The sequence below is a fragment of the Actinomadura decatromicini genome, assembly GCF_008121305.1.
GTDB classification, from domain to species: Bacteria; Actinomycetota; Actinomycetes; order Streptosporangiales; family Streptosporangiaceae; genus Spirillospora; species Spirillospora syzygii.
Genome location: NZ_VSRQ01000002.1, coordinates 894,476 through 908,473 on the forward strand (window position 1 = coordinate 894,476; position 13,998 = coordinate 908,473).

General features: G+C 68.9%; 14 protein-coding genes. 12 read left to right on the forward strand and 2 right to left on the reverse strand.

Going from position 1 to position 13,998, the window contains the following annotated elements:
• Nucleotides 1-58 precede the first annotated feature (58 nt).
• From tilS to FXF68_RS11945, 9 genes are all read left to right on the forward strand, one after another.
• Entirely contained in the window at nt 59-1,093 is a 1,035-nt protein-coding gene (tilS, locus tag FXF68_RS11905; protein ID WP_148758964.1) for a tRNA lysidine(34) synthetase TilS, read from the forward strand.
• 125 nt (nt 1,094-1,218) lie between these two features.
• A complete protein-coding gene (gene hpt, locus FXF68_RS11910) occupies nt 1,219-1,782 on the forward strand; it encodes a hypoxanthine phosphoribosyltransferase (protein ID WP_148758965.1) in 564 nt (187 codons plus the stop codon).
• Nucleotides 1,783-2,229: 447 nt separating this feature from the next.
• Nucleotides 2,230-4,233, forward strand: a complete 2,004-nt coding sequence (ftsH, locus tag FXF68_RS11915; protein ID WP_148758966.1) for an ATP-dependent zinc metalloprotease FtsH — start codon at nt 2,230-2,232, stop codon at nt 4,231-4,233.
• Nucleotides 4,234-4,391: 158 nt separating this feature from the next.
• Complete coding sequence (folE, locus tag FXF68_RS11920; protein WP_067902486.1) at nt 4,392-4,979, forward strand: GTP cyclohydrolase I FolE; 588 nt, start codon at nt 4,392-4,394, stop codon at nt 4,977-4,979.
• A 176-nt stretch (nt 4,980-5,155) separates the two neighbouring features.
• Nucleotides 5,156-6,097, forward strand: a complete 942-nt coding sequence (gene folP / locus FXF68_RS11925; RefSeq protein WP_246178635.1) for a dihydropteroate synthase — start codon at nt 5,156-5,158, stop codon at nt 6,095-6,097.
• Nucleotides 6,094-6,531, forward strand: a complete 438-nt coding sequence (locus tag FXF68_RS11930; protein ID WP_148351036.1) for a nuclear transport factor 2 family protein — start codon at nt 6,094-6,096, stop codon at nt 6,529-6,531. Before folP ends, FXF68_RS11930 begins: the two co-directional genes overlap by 4 nt.
• Nucleotides 6,528-6,893, forward strand: a complete 366-nt coding sequence (folB, locus tag FXF68_RS11935) for a dihydroneopterin aldolase (RefSeq protein ID WP_148351035.1) — start codon at nt 6,528-6,530, stop codon at nt 6,891-6,893. The genes FXF68_RS11930 and folB overlap by 4 nt, the downstream gene beginning before the upstream one ends.
• Complete coding sequence (folK, locus tag FXF68_RS11940; RefSeq protein ID WP_148758967.1) at nt 6,890-7,477, forward strand: 2-amino-4-hydroxy-6-hydroxymethyldihydropteridine diphosphokinase; 588 nt, start codon at nt 6,890-6,892, stop codon at nt 7,475-7,477. Before folB ends, folK begins: the two co-directional genes overlap by 4 nt.
• Nucleotides 7,474-7,983 (forward strand): DUF3180 domain-containing protein, encoded by a 510-nt coding sequence (locus FXF68_RS11945; RefSeq protein ID WP_148758968.1) that lies wholly within the window; start codon nt 7,474-7,476, stop codon nt 7,981-7,983. The genes folK and FXF68_RS11945 overlap by 4 nt, the downstream gene beginning before the upstream one ends.
• Nucleotides 7,984-8,002: 19 nt before the next feature.
• Here the strand turns inward: FXF68_RS11945 and FXF68_RS11950 are convergent, their stop codons facing one another.
• Nucleotides 8,003-9,151: an NADH-quinone oxidoreductase subunit D gene (locus FXF68_RS11950; RefSeq protein WP_148758969.1), complete on the reverse strand. Its 1,149-nt coding sequence runs from the start codon at nt 9,149-9,151 to the stop codon at nt 8,003-8,005.
• A 391-nt stretch (nt 9,152-9,542) separates the two neighbouring features.
• Between FXF68_RS11950 and FXF68_RS43800 the strand changes: the two genes are divergently transcribed.
• The 3 genes from FXF68_RS43800 (at nt 9,543) to FXF68_RS11965 (ending at nt 12,904) form a co-directional block, all read left to right on the forward strand.
• Nucleotides 9,543-9,938 carry a PH domain-containing protein gene (locus tag FXF68_RS43800; protein WP_246178636.1) on the forward strand — a complete coding sequence of 132 codons (396 nt, stop codon included), beginning with the start codon at nt 9,543-9,545 and terminating at the stop codon, nt 9,936-9,938.
• 164 nt (nt 9,939-10,102) lie between these two features.
• A complete protein-coding gene (locus FXF68_RS11960; RefSeq protein ID WP_246178637.1) occupies nt 10,103-11,473 on the forward strand; it encodes a PH domain-containing protein in 1,371 nt (456 codons plus the stop codon).
• Between the two features lie 222 nt (nt 11,474-11,695).
• Nucleotides 11,696-12,904, forward strand: a complete 1,209-nt coding sequence (locus FXF68_RS11965; protein ID WP_148758971.1) for a cytochrome P450 — start codon at nt 11,696-11,698, stop codon at nt 12,902-12,904.
• Here FXF68_RS11965 and FXF68_RS11970 read toward each other — a convergent pair.
• Nucleotides 12,889-13,917: an SAM-dependent methyltransferase gene (locus FXF68_RS11970; RefSeq protein ID WP_342787120.1), complete on the reverse strand. Its 1,029-nt coding sequence runs from the start codon at nt 13,915-13,917 to the stop codon at nt 12,889-12,891. The genes FXF68_RS11965 and FXF68_RS11970 overlap by 16 nt on opposite strands.
• Between the last annotated feature and the right edge of the window lie 81 nt (nt 13,918-13,998).

A 13,998-nucleotide genomic window follows, 5' to 3' on the forward strand; every position in this document is an offset into this window, starting at 1 on the left:
GTAGGGCGCGTGGTATTCACCGTGGGCGTCTAGCGCCGCGCGGTGGTAGAGGTTTCCCATGGGGCCTGATCCGGCAGTGGCGACGGTACGTCTCGAGGTACGGCGTGCTCTGGCCGACCTTCCGCCGGAGGCGATGGTGCTCGTCGCTTGCAGCGGAGGCGCCGATTCCCTGGCACTCGCGGGTGCCCTGGCCTTTGAGGCGCCCAGGCAGGGGCGCGTTGCCGGTGGGATCACCATCGACCACGGTCTCCAGGAAGGCTCTGCCGAACGTGCCGACGCCGTTGTCCGGACGATGGCGGACCTTGGGCTCGACCCGTCCGGGTCGGTCGCCGTCACCGTCGACGGCACGGGCGGGCCGGAGAACGCCGCCCGCGATGCCCGCTACACCGCGCTCGACCAGACCGCAGACCGGCTGGAGGCCGCGGCCGTCCTTCTAGGACACACCCTGGACGACCAAGCCGAAACCGTCCTGTTGGGGTTGGCGCGAGGTTCTGGAGCACGGTCGCTTTCAGGCATGCCAACCGCGTTCCGCCGTAGAACCGACTTGGGGGAAGGGCGAGATGGGCGACGCGAGCAAGGTGTGCTCTATCTGAGGCCCCTGTTGGAACTCGATCGGGGGACCACGCGCCGGGCATGCAAGGCGATGGGGTTGGACCCTTGGGACGACCCCCACAACATCGATCCGACCTACGCGCGCGTGCGCGTACGGCATGAAGCTCTGCCCGCACTCGAAAAGGCTCTGGGCCCAGGAGTGGCCCAAGCCCTGGCACGTACGGCGAGGATGCTGCGGGACGATGCCGACGCCCTGGACGAACTCGCCGTCCGGGCTTACACCGACCTCCAGGCCGCTCAGGACGGCTACACCGTCGCCCTCCGCCTGGAGGGGCTCGCTGATCTGCCGAGAGCCGTCCGGACCCGCGTACTGCGGACGGCGGCGATCGACGCGGGCAGCCCACCCGGTACGCTCGCGGCCGTCCATGTCGATGCAGTGGATCGGCTGGTCACGGCCTGGCACGGCCAGCGGCACGTGGACCTGCCGGGGGGCCTTCGAGCCGTCCGGCGGTATGCGAAGCTGCTGTTCGGCCCGGTTTGACCTCGCGCCGTGTGCGAACCGTCACACGTACCGCTGCACGGCGCCGCCGCGCGAACGGCGAAAACGTCGCGCGGCGGGTGTCCGTCCCACCGGACGGGCGAGGTCTTAGCGATGAGGGTGGGATTGTGGACGAGAAGGACCTGGGCACGGACCTGGCGAAGGTGCTGATCCCGGAGGCGGATCTGCAGGCCAAGGTGCGGGAGCTCGCCGGGGAGATCGACGCCGACTACGCGGGCAAGGACCTGCTGCTGGTCGGGGTCCTCAAGGGCGCCGTCATGATCATGGCGGATCTGGCGCGCGCGCTGCACTCGCCCGCGTCGATGGACTGGATGGCGGTCTCGTCCTACGGGTCGGGAACGAAGTCGTCCGGGGTCGTCCGCATCCTGAAGGACCTCGACACCGACATCCTGGACCGGCACGTCCTGATCGTGGAGGACATCGTCGACTCCGGTCTGACCCTGTCGTGGCTGGTGAGCAATCTGCGCTCGCGTAACCCCGCCTCACTGGAGATCTGTGCGCTCTTGCGCAAGCCGGAGGCCGTGAAGGCCGACGTGGACGTCAGGTACGTCGGGTTCGACATCCCCAACGAGTTCGTCATCGGCTATGGGCTCGACTATGCGGAGCGGTACCGGAATCTGCCGTTCGTCGGCACGCTGGCCCCGCACGTTTACGGCGGCGGCGGGGCTTAGCCTGGTTCCCGGAGACGTGGTTCCGTCCCAGAGCGGCCCTCAAGGACGCTCAGAGCGCGCTGACGGTGCGTGAACGCCTCGGACGGCCGCGGAGGGCACCCGAACCGAGACCGGGCGCTAAGGCCCCGGTCAGGGGCCCTGAGGGGCTCCTCAGGGAACAAGAGACCGTGACGAATCGTTGCAAAGGTCGTTGACGGGTATATGGAAGGGATGCAGGAGAACAGCGTCGGCTGCGTCTTCTGCATCCTGCGGTGTACCGTCGATGTCCCGGGCCCTAGGGTCGGGGAGCCATACGAGGGAAGCCGCCGCGGCGGGACCGGAGCCCCTGGGCGTCGGCCTTTCGCGGGACGCATTGTTGGTCGCCCCGGCGTCCGTCCCCCGGGACGGACGAGGATCGTACACAGACGTTGGTCAGGAGGGACGGGCCCCGGAGGGGTTACCGGATAAATGGACGTGAAGCGCTACTTTCGCGGGCCGCTGCTGTGGATCCTGCTGTTCGGCCTCTTGGTCGCCCTGGTGATGTGGGGCGTCAATCCCGGTCGTTCGTTCGAGAAGGTCGACACCTCCAAGGTCGTCCAGGAGATCAACGCTGGGCAGGTCAAGTCCGCCAAGATCATTGACAAGGACCAGCGGATCGAGCTGACGCTCACCAACGGCAAGCAGCAGCAGGCGTCCTGGGTCGACGGACAGGGCCTCCAGTTGCAGCAGCAACTGCAGCGGCAGGCCGACGCGGGCAAGCTGTCCGGCGGCTACAACGTCGACGTGCCGAAGCAGAGCTTCTTCCTGAACCTGCTGTTCAGCCTGCTGCCCATCGTCGTCATCGTGCTCATCTTCCTGTTCATCATGAACCAGATGCAGGGCGGCGGCTCGCGCGTGATGAACTTCGGCAAGTCCAAGGCCAAGCTCATCACCAAGGACACCCCGAAGACCACCTTCGCCGACGTGGCCGGGGCCGACGAGGCCCTGGAGGAACTCGAGGAGATCAAGGACTTCCTGCAGAACCCGGCGAAGTTCCAGTCGATCGGCGCCAAGATCCCCAAGGGCGTGCTGCTGTACGGCCCGCCCGGCACCGGTAAGACCCTGCTGGCCCGTGCCGTCGCGGGTGAGGCGGGCGTCCCGTTCTACTCGATCTCCGGTTCGGACTTCGTCGAGATGTTCGTCGGTGTGGGTGCGTCCCGTGTCCGCGACCTTTTCGAGCAGGCGAAGACCAACGCCCCTTCGATCATCTTCATCGACGAGATCGACGCCGTGGGACGGCACCGCGGAGCGGGTCTCGGCGGTGGGCACGACGAGCGCGAGCAGACGCTGAACCAGCTGCTGGTCGAGATGGACGGTTTCGACGTCAAGGGCGGCGTGATCCTGATCGCGGCGACCAACCGTCCCGACATCCTCGACCCGGCGCTGCTCCGTCCGGGACGGTTCGACCGTCAGGTCACCGTGGACCGTCCCGACCTGGAGGGCCGCAAGGGCATCCTGCGCGTGCACGGACGTGGCAAGCCCTTCGCGCCGGACGTCGACCTCGACGTCATCGCCCGCCGCACCCCGGGCTTCACCGGTGCGGACCTTGCGAACGTCATCAACGAGGCCGCGCTGCTCACCGCGCGCTTCGACCGCAAGCTGATCGACATGGACACCCTTGAGGAGTCCATCGACCGCGTCATGGCGGGGCCGGAGCGCAAGACCCGGGTGATGTCGGAGAAGGAAAAGAAGATCATCGCCTACCACGAGGGCGGGCACGCCCTGGTGGCGCACGCTCTTCCGAACTCCGACCCCGTGCACAAGGTGACGATCCTGCCGCGTGGACGGGCCCTGGGTTACACCATGACCCTCCCCATGGAGGACAAGTTCCTCACCACCCGTTCGGAGATGACCGACCAGCTGGCCATGCTGCTCGGTGGGCGCACCGCCGAGGAGCTCGTGTTCCACGAGCCGACCACGGGTGCCGCCAACGACATCGAGAAGGCCAGCTCGATCGCCCGCAACATGGTGACCGAGTACGGCATGAGCGAACGTCTCGGCGCTCGTAAGTTCGGCACCGGTCAGGGCGAGGTCTTCCTCGGTCGTGACATGGGCCACGAGCGTGACTACTCGGAGGACATCGCGTCCGCGATCGACGACGAGGTCCGCCGGTACATCGAGGCCGCGCACGACACGGCCTGGGAGATCCTGGTGGAGTACCGGGACGTCCTGGACGAGCTGGTCGTCAACCTGATGGAGAAGGAGACCCTCTCCAAGGAGCAGGTCCTCCGGATCTTTGCACCGATCCAGAAGCGGCCGCACCAGAACTCCTACACGGGTTACGGCAAGCGCCTGCCGTCCGACCGTCCGCCGGTGCTGACGCCCAAGGAGCTGGCCCTGCTCGGCCCGCAGGACGTCACCGACCTGACCAAGAACAACGGCCAGGGCGGGGTCACCTCAGAGGCGGCCGATCCGGCCCAGGGCGAAAGCTGACCGCGTTGGCAGAACAGCAGGACGAGGCGTCGGCGCACGAGCGGTCCGAGGACGAGGGTTCGTCCTCGGGCGGCTCGTCCGGCGCCGCGCAGGACAGGTGGACGGCGGAGCAGGCCGCGCAGGACGCGGGCCGTGCGTTCGTCGAGGGCGAGGCGCGGATCCTGGAGGAGCCTCCGGGGTTCGACCACGCCCGCATCGAGAAGGCGGTCCGCGAGATCCTGATCGGCATCGGGGAGGACCCCGACCGTGACGGTCTCCGTGACACCCCCGCCAGGGTCGCGCGTGCGTACGCCGAACAGTTCGCGGGACTGCGGCAGAGGCCGGAGGACGCGCTCACGACGGTGTTCGACGCCGACCATGAGGAAATGGTCCTGGTGAAGGACATCGAGGTGTACTCCGTCTGCGAGCACCATTTGGTGCCCTTCCATGGGGTGGCCCACGTCGGCTACACCCCGAACAAGAAGGGGCAGATCACCGGCCTTTCCAAGCTGGCCAGGCTGGTGGACGTGTACGCGCGTCGCCCGCAGGTCCAGGAGCGGCTGACGAGCCAGGTGGCCGACGCGATGATGAGCGTGCTGGAACCGCGCGGCGCGATCGTGGTGATCGAGGCCGAGCATCTGTGCATGACCATGCGCGGCGTGCGGAAGCCCGGCGCGAAGACCGTGACGTCCGCGGTGCGCGGCGACTTCCGCGATCATGCCGAGACGCGGTCCGAGGCGATGAGCTTGATTCTGGGCCGTTACTGAGCGTTGACCCCGACTCGGGGTCGTCGGCCGTGCGAACGGGCCTCAGCGTCGAGCTGAGGCCCGTTCCGCCGTTGTGGAGCCGGGTCGGCAGGGGCCTCCGGGAGCCGGGTGGCGGGTGGGGCCGGCCGCGGAGGCCGCCGCCGCGCCGGGATCGGTTCAAGGCTTAGGGTTGAGTCATGACCGGTGCCGTCGTTCCGGGGCTGCCCGCGCCAGGGCGTTGCCTCGTCATGGGCGTGGTCAACGTGACCCCCGATTCGTTCTCGGACGGCGGGGCCTGGTTCGACCCGGAGAAGGCCGTCCGCCATGGGCTCGACCTCGTCGCGGAGGGCGCCGACATCGTCGACGTGGGCGGCGAGTCCACGCGGCCTGGGGCACAGCGTGTGTCGCAGGACGAGGAACTGCGCCGGGTCATCCCGGTGATAGAAGCGCTCACCGCTGAGAACGTTCCGGTCAGCGTCGACACCATGCGCGCCGACGTCGCCGAAGCCGCCCTCAGCGCGGGGGCCAGGCTGGTGAACGACGTCAGCGGCGGGCTGGCCGACCCCGAGATGCCGCGGGTAGTCGGCACAGCGGGCGTCCCGTACGTCGTGATGCACTGGCGCGGTCACAGCCACGACATGCAGACCCGCACCATCTACGCGGACGTGGTGGGCGAGGTACGCGACGAACTGCTCCGCAGGGTCGACGCGGTTGTGAACGAGGGTGTCGACCCCTCGATGATCGTGCTCGACCCAGGGCTGGGCTTCGCCAAGAGCCCCACGGCGGGGCACAACTGGTCGCTGCTGGCCCATCTGGACGCGTTCACCGGCGCCGGGTATCCCGTCCTGGTGGGAGCCTCCCGCAAGAACTTCCTCACGAGGCTGCTCGCCGAGCCGGACGGTACGCGGCGTCCCTTCCTCGAATGCGACGACGCCACCGTGGCGGTCACGGCCCTGATCGCGGCGGCGGGGGCGTGGTGCGTGCGGGTCCACCGCGTCCGACCCAACGCGGACGCCGTTCGGGTGGCGGCCGCGTTCCGTGCGGCGCGTCCCTCCGCGGACGCTCCTCCCGCCGACGAACAGAGCCCAGGACAGACCGCGGCCGGCGGCCGCGCCGACGACGGGAGCCGCCGTCCATGAGCCGTGCCGTGAACCGTGCAGACGTGGACGAGGTCCACGCCGAGTTCTATGCCGCGTTCGAGGCCGGTGACTTCGACCGCATGTCCGACGTGTGGGCCGACGGCGAGTACGCGCGAGGCGTCTCCTGCGTGCACCCAGGCTGGACGATGCTGCGCGGACGCGAAGAGGTGCTCCGTTCCTGGGCCCTCATCATGGCCAACACGACGTACATCCAGTTCGTGCTGACCGACATCGAGACAGACGTCTACGGCGATCACGCCGTGGTCACCTGCAAGGAGAACATCCTCACCGCCGACGAGGACACCGAGGCCGGATTCCTCGCGGGAGGAAGCATCGTGGCCACGAACGTGTTCGTACGGGCGGACGGGGAATGGCGGCTGCTGCTCCACCACGGATCCCCCGTCCTCAACGTCGTGGATGCAGAGGAAGAATGACTCTCGATCACATCGAGCTGCGCGGTCTGCGCGCGCGCGGACGGCACGGCGTCCTGCCCGCCGAACGTGAGCTGGGGCAGGAGTTCGTCGTCGACGCCGTCCTCGGACTCGACACCCGCCCCGCCGCCGCCGCGGACGACCTGTCCCGTACCGTCGACTACGGAACGCTCGCCAGTCGGCTGGTCGCCGTCGTGGAGGGGGAGCCCGTCGATCTCCTCGAAACGCTGGCCGACCGGCTGGCGAAGATATGTCTGGAAGACAGGGCGGTGACGGAGGTCGAGATCACCGTCCACAAGCCGAGCGCCCCGGTCCCGCACCCCTTCACGGACGTGGCCGTGAAGATCAGGAGGAGTCGCCCATGACAGCGTCCGACCGCATGCCCGACCGCACCGCCACCGGCGGCCACATGCTGGTCGAGCACCGGGTCGTGTTCTCGATCGGCAGCAATCTAGGAGACCGCCTGGACAACATCCAGGAGGCGGTGGACGCGCTGTTCGACGCACCCGGACTGAACTACGTGGCGTTCTCCCCGGTCTACGAGACCGCCCCCTACGCGCCGCCCGGCGAGACGATCCCCGAGCAGGGAGACTTCCTCAACATCGTGCTCGTGGCGGACACCCGGCTCCCACCGGAGAACCTGCTGGAGCGAGTACTGAACATCGAGACGTCGATGCGGCGGGAACGCCAGGTCCGCTGGGGGCCGCGCACGCTCGACATCGACATCGTCGTTTTCGGTGACATCTCGTCCGACGACCCCGATCTGACGCTCCCGCACCCGCGCGCGCACGAGCGTGCGTTCGTTCTCGTGCCGTGGGCCGACATCGAGCCGGACGTGCTCCTCCCCGGACATGGCCGCGTCGGCGACCTCGCCCAGGCCAAGCAGGCCGAGGGCGGGCCTTCGGCCTGCCGCCGCCGGGAGGACCTGGCCCTCCAGCAGCCTGCATGAAACCGTCCCGCCCGCTCTTCCTCATCGCCCTCGTGGTCGTCATCACGGTGATCACCTGGGCGGTGATGCGTTCCGCTTACGTGTCGCTGCCGCCGCTCCCGTGGACGGCCGTCCCGACGCTGCTGCTGCTGGCCCTCGGTGAGGGTTTCACCGGGTGGAACGTCCTGCGCCGTATCCGCCGCAAGCCCGACAGGGGGCGCGGACAGGACCCGACCCGCAAGCCGGCGCCCAAGCCCCTGGACCCGATGGCGGTCGCCAGGCTCGCCGCCCTCGGCAAGGCCAGCGCCCATGCCGCCGCGGTCATCGCCGGTGTGTTCGCGGGGTTCGCCGCCAGCCTCGTCGCATCGCTCGACAAGCCGACCCCCCGCCACGACTTCTTCGTCAGCGGCGGCACGTTCCTCGCCGCCGCCGTCCTGGTCGCCGCCGCGTTCTTCCTGGAGTACGCCTGCCGCGTGCCCAAGGACCCGGACGAGGAACGGCGCGACCACGGCGTCTCGCGCGCCTGAGTCATCTCCGCTCGGACGGTTACTTGTCGATGTCGCCCACGACGAAGAACATCGAACCGAGGATCGCGATCATGTCGGCGACCAGGTTGCCCGGCAGCAGTTCCGTCAGGACCTGGATGTTGTTGAACGACGCGGACCGCAGTTTCATGCGCCACGGCGTCTTCTCACCGTGCGACACGAGGTAGTAGCCGTTGATGCCGAGGGGGTTCTCCGTCCAGGCATAGGTGTGGCCCTCCGGGACCTTCAAAACCTTCGGAAGCCGTTGGTTGATGGGGCCCGGAGGGAGCTCGGCCAACCGGTCGAGGCAGGCGTCGGCGAGGTCCAGTGACGCGTGCACCTGGTCGAGGAGGCACTCGAACCGGGCCAGGCAGTCGCCTTCCGTCCGGGTGACCACGCGGACGTCGAGGTCGCCGTAGGCGAGGTACGGCTCGTCCCGGCGGAGGTCGAAGTCAACGCCGGACGCGCGCGCTATGGGGCCGGACACGCCGTACTGAAGAATTTGCTCTCGTGTCAGGACGCCGACGCCTCTCGTCCGGGCGCGGAAGATTTCGTTGCCCATGATGAGGTCGTCGATGTCGCTCATGCGGGCACGCACCTCGGAGACAGTGCTCCGCGCGCGCGCCGTCCAACCGGCGGGGAGCTCCTCTTTCAGCCCGCCGACCCGGTTGAACATGTAATGCATCCGTCCACCGGATACCTCCTCCATCACCCGCTGCAACGCCTCCCGCTCACGGAAGGCGTAGAAGATGGGTGTGATGGCCCCGACCTCCAGTGGGTACGAGCCGAGGAACATCAGGTGGTTGAGGACGCGGTTCAGCTCTGCCAGAAGCGTCCTCGTCCATACGGCGCGCACGGGGACTTCCATGCCGAGCATCCGTTCGACGGCGAGGACCACGCCGAGCTCACTGGAGAACGCCGACAGCCAGTCGTGCCGGTTGGCCAGCACGATGATCTGGCGGAAGTCACGGACTTCGAAAAGCTTCTCCGCGCCCCTATGCATGTAGCCGATGATGGGTTCGGCCGCCGAGATGCGTTCGCCGTCCAGGGTCAGCCTCAGCCGGAGGACACCGTGCGTGGACGGATGCTGGGGGCCGATGTTCAGGGTCATGTCCTCGGTGGCGAGCTCCTTGGCGCCCGCACCGATACCGACGATGCGTTCGGTCGTCATGGTCGCGTCTTTGCCACTCGGGTCACCGCCTCATCGTCGCATGGCGAGCGGTACTCGTTTTCCGGTTGACTATGGCCCGATGAATCCGAGCCACGGCGAACCGCCCTACGAGCCCGCCGCCGACCCTGCAGCCCAGGACGCGGCGCATCCGCCCCTGCCGTCCGGGCAGCCGGGCCAGGGCGGTCGACCGCCAGGTCCGTCCGGTCAGGGCGCGTCCGGTCAGGCGGCCGGGCAGGGTCAGGTGCCGGCGCATTACCCGTCTCACCCGAATCCTTCCGGGACCCCTGGCTATCAGGCGGACCAGGCGTTCGCGGCAGGCGGTGGTCTGCAGTGGTCGCGCATCTCCAGCCGGCATGCCTGGCACAGGCTGCTCACCGCTGTGCTGTGGGCGGTGCCGATCGGGGGTGTGGGCGGGTTCATCGTGTGGCGGAACGGCGGCGTGGTTCCAGCCGCCATGTGGGTCGCTGCCGTTGTGCTGGGCGCCGTCCTCACATGGGTGGTGGCCGAGCTTGACCGCCGTGCCTACGGATACGCCGAACGTGCGGACGACCTCATGGTGACTCATGGGGTCCTGGTGAAGCGGCTCATCGTCGTCCCCTACGGGCGGATGCAGTTCGTGGACGTCACAGCGGGACTGCTGGAGCGTTGGATGGGCGTCGCCACCGTCCGGATGCACACGGCGGCCGCGGCGACGGACGCCACCATTCCCGGACTGCGGGCCTTGGAAGCCGCCCAGTTGCGCGACCGCCTCGCCCAGAAGGGCGAGGAGCGGAGCATGGGACTATGAACGGCCCTAACGGCCCCTACGGCCCACCTGGCCCATATGGGCCGCCTGGTCCGTACGGGCGGCCAGGACCGCCCGGCCCGCCTGGACCGTATGGTCGTCCTGGGCCGCCCTATGGCCCGCGCCCTCCTTATGGACCTCAGCATGGACCTCAGCCTGGCCAGCAGTTGGGCCCGCCCTACGGGCCGCCTCAGCGTCCGTATGCGGGTTACCGTCCGCCGGTCCGGTTCTCTGAGGGCACGCACAGGCTGCACTGGGCGACGGCCCCACTGCGCGCGTTCATCTTCCTCATCATCTACTTCGTCCTGCTCGGCTTTCCTTTGCTGCTGACCCAGACAGAGGACGGCATCACCCTGGCGCTCACTCCAGAGGTGATTGGCCGATTTGTCATCGTGACCGTCCCGGTGGGGTTCGTTGCAGTGGGGACGGGTCTTTGGACGTGGCTCGCTCTGCGGTTCCGTATCGACGGTGACGATCTCGTTGTCGAGACCGGTCTGCTCCGCAAGAACAAGCGCCGGATCCCGCTGTCGCGCATACAGGCCATCGATCTCGTCCGTCCGCTCGTGACGCGCGTCTTCGCCCTGGCAGAGGTGCGAGTGGAGTTGGCGGGCGGTGAACGCAGCGAGATCGCGCTCCGCTATCTGGGACGACACTCCGCCCAACAACTGCGCGCCGAACTCCTGGCCCGTGCCGCCGGGCTTCCCGGTCACACCCCCGAGGCGCCAGAGCGGCATATCTGGCGTGTCCCGTTCGGAAGTCTGCTCGCATCCCTCATCCTGCGTCTGCCCGTCCTCGGCACGGTTCTGCTCTTCTTCGCCTCCGTGCTGTTCCTGGTGATGTACGCAGAGGGCGGCATCCTGGCCGTCACCATTCCTGTCCTGCTCGGGCTCATCCGCGCTGTGATCGCCCCCCTGGTGATGTACGCCAACTTCACGGTCGCCATGTCACCGGACGGGATACGCCTGCGGTACGGCCTTCTTGAGACCCGGATGCAGACGCTGCCGCCGGGGCGCGTCCAGGCCGTCAGCATCATCGAGCCCTCGGTCTGGCGGAGCCTGGGCTGGGCCCGGGTCGAGGTCACGGTCGCCGGCTACGCGGGTGAGCGGCAGGCCCTGTCCTCGACCTTGTTGCCGGTCGCACCTCGTCACGTCGCGATGCACCTTGTCTCGCAGGTGTTTCCTGGAACGCAGGTCGACGCGGTCCCTCTGGTGCCTGCCTCGTCCAGGGCCGTGGCGATCGACCGTGCGGACGGTGCCGGCACCGACGATGTCGTGTTCGTGACCCGCCACGGCTGGCCGTGCCGACGCACCGACGTGATCGCCCACGCGCGCGCGCAGAGCGTCCGCCTCACCGCGAACCCTCTCCAGCGCCTTCTCGGGCTGGCCACCGTCCATGTCGACGCGCCTCCCGGGCCCGTACAGGTCACGGCCACCGACCGCGAGCTGGGCGAGGCGCGCGCCATCGTCGAGTCGACGGCCCGCCGCGCCCAGGCCGCCCGCCGGGCCGGAGGCGGAGACCCGACCCGCTGGGCCCGCTGACGGGTTATCCACAGAATCACGTTCTACTTCCGGACGGCCTCACGCCCGATCACCATGGATTCAGGTCGGCCCGCCGCTGGGGGGAGGCGGGCCGACCGCCCAGACAACCCCGACTGCGTCCACAGCCCATCTGTGCACGTCATATTCGTGGGCTGTCCACTGGAAATGGTAGGGAGGTGTTGGACGGTGGGCTGATTCGCCGGATGCGAATATCGTCGAGACATGAGCGAGTTGGTCTATGACCCCTGGTCTCCTGACTTCGTCGCAGATCCGTATCCGGTGTTCGAGCGGCTCCGCACCGAGCGGCCCGTGTTCTTCCACGAGGCCACCGGGCAGTGGGTGATCAGCCGGTACGAGGACGTGAACGCCCTGCTGCGGGACCGGCGCCTCGGACGGACGTATCTCCACATCGCGAGCCATGAGGAGTTCGGCCAGGAGCCGGAGGCGGACTTCCTCAAGCCTTTCTGGGACCTGATCCGCGCCGGGATGCTGGACGTCGAGCCGCCCGACCACACGCGCTTGCGACGCCTGGTGTCCAAGGCGTTCACGGTCCGCATGGTGGAGGAGCTGCGGCCGACGATCCAGCGGCTCGCCGGAGAGCTGGCCGGGGCGCTCGCGGACAAGGGCGGCGGCGACCTGCTCGCCGAGGTCGCCGAGCCGCTGCCGGTGAACGTGATCGCCGAGATGCTCGGCGTGCCGGTGGAGGAGCGGCGTCTGCTGCGCCCGTGGTCCGCCGACATCTGCGGCATGTACGAGCTCAACCCGCCAGAGGAGGTGCAGCACACCGCCGTCCGCGCCGCCCTGGAGTTCTCCGACTACCTGCGCGACCTCGCCCGCACGCGGCGGAACGAGCCGCGCGACGACCTCATCAGCGCTCTGGCCCAGGTGATGGACGACGGCGACCGGCTCACCGAGGACGAGCTGATCGGTACCTGCGTCCTGCTCCTGAACGCGGGCCACGAGGCCACCGTCAACGCGACCGGCAATAGCTGGTGGGCGCTGTTCCGCAATCCCGAGGAACTCGCACGGCTCCGGGCCGATGCTTCACTCGTCCCCACGGCCGTTGAGGAACTGCTCCGCTATGACACCCCAGCGCCGATGTTCGAGCGCTGGGTGCTGGAGGACATCACTGTCGGCGGAGTCGACATTCCCCGTGGAGCTGAGGTGGCCTTGCAGTTCGCGTCAGCCAACCGTGACCCGGAGGTGTTCGCCGAGCCCGACCGTCTCGACCTGTCGCGCGAGCCGAACCCGCACATCACGTTCGGCCTCGGCATCCACTACTGCCTGGGCGCACCGCTAGCCCGCATCGAACTCGCGGAGTCGTTCGCGGCCGTCCTCCGCGCAGCACCCGACCTACGCCTCTCCACCGAGCCGAAATGGAAGCCCGGCTTCGTCCTACGCGGCCTAGAAGCCCTCTACGTAGAACGCTGACCCCGGGTTAGGGCGGTGGGGATCGGGATGTTCACTGTCTGGGCCAGCCAGCCGAAGCCGCCCAGGCCTGAGGGGTCGGTCAGTTCGGCGTCTTCGCCTGCGTGGCAGAGGGCGGAGACGTAGGCGCGGGGGTCCTGGTGGGCCAGGGACAGGGCCGGGCGGACGCCGGTGAGGCCGAGGGCGCGCAGGGCCTTCCGCTGGGTGGTCAGGAGGGTGGACGTGGCCCCGGCGCGTTCTCCGGCCGTGCTACAGGCGTCCAGGGCCACATGGGCGGTGACGTCGCAGGAGCCGTCCGGGACGGCGGGGACGGTGAGCCCGTCCCGGTAGCCGGTCAGCGTCCCGTACACGGGGCGGGAGCCGCGGGAGTGGGAGTAGTCGACGGCCAGGGCGAGGCCGCCGGAGAGGCGTCCGATCACCGACGCCCAGGCGGCGCAGCGCGGGTGGCCGATCTCGGCGCGGTCGCCGGGCTCGTGCAGGGGCCACCAGCGGTCCAGCCAGGCGCGGTCCTCGTCGGTCGGGGCCGGGCCGGGGCGCTCGGCCCCCGTCGACGGCTGGACGAGCACCGTCCGCATGCCGTCCGGAGTGTGTTCGACGACGTCCAGCGGCACGTTGTCGAGCCATTCGTTCGCGACGGCGAGGCCGGTGATGCGTTCGGGCAGGTCGGCGCGCCAGGTGATCCGCGGCGGGGTGTCGGCGGGGCGGGGCGCGATCTCGACGGCGGTCGGGGCCAGCCGCGGCGCAAGGTCGGACGGGACGCAGTCCAGGATGTTGCTCAGCAACCGCCCGGACCCGGCGCCGATGTCGACGATGTCCAGCCGGTCGGGACGTCCGAGGAGAGCGTCGACCTCGACCAGGAGGCGGGCGATGGCGGCGGCGAACCGAGGGGAGGCGTGCACCGACGTACGGAAATGCTCGGCGGGACGTTCGCCGCGCCGGTAGAAGCCCCCGTCCCCGTACAACGCGCGCTCCATCGCGGTGCGCCATGGCAGCCACTCGGTAACCAACGCGTCCACGAGGGTGACGTTACCGTGGGTGGGCCGCCCGGTCGGTCCATCCTGTGGCCGACGGGCGTACTACTTGTGGCTGATCCAGGG

Excerpts from the sequence above, each read along its gene's own strand:
- ftsH (WP_148758966.1), top strand. The coding sequence starts at position 2,230 with ATGGACGTGAAGCGCTACTTTCGCGGGCCGCTGCTGTGGATCCTGCTG.
- folP (WP_246178635.1), top strand. The coding sequence starts at position 5,156 with ATGACCGGTGCCGTCGTTCCGGGGCTGCCCGCGCCAGGGCGTTGCCTC.
- FXF68_RS11930 (WP_148351036.1), top strand. The coding sequence starts at position 6,094 with ATGAGCCGTGCCGTGAACCGTGCAGACGTGGACGAGGTCCACGCCGAG.
- FXF68_RS11965 (WP_148758971.1), top strand. The coding sequence starts at position 11,696 with ATGAGCGAGTTGGTCTATGACCCCTGGTCTCCTGACTTCGTCGCAGAT.
- folK (WP_148758967.1), top strand. The coding sequence starts at position 6,890 with ATGACAGCGTCCGACCGCATGCCCGACCGCACCGCCACCGGCGGCCAC.
- FXF68_RS11950 (WP_148758969.1), bottom strand. The coding sequence starts at position 9,151 with ATGACGACCGAACGCATCGTCGGTATCGGTGCGGGCGCCAAGGAGCTC.
- tilS (WP_148758964.1), top strand. The coding sequence starts at position 59 with ATGGGGCCTGATCCGGCAGTGGCGACGGTACGTCTCGAGGTACGGCGT.
- FXF68_RS11945 (WP_148758968.1), top strand. The coding sequence starts at position 7,474 with ATGAAACCGTCCCGCCCGCTCTTCCTCATCGCCCTCGTGGTCGTCATC.
- folB (WP_148351035.1), top strand. The coding sequence starts at position 6,528 with ATGACTCTCGATCACATCGAGCTGCGCGGTCTGCGCGCGCGCGGACGG.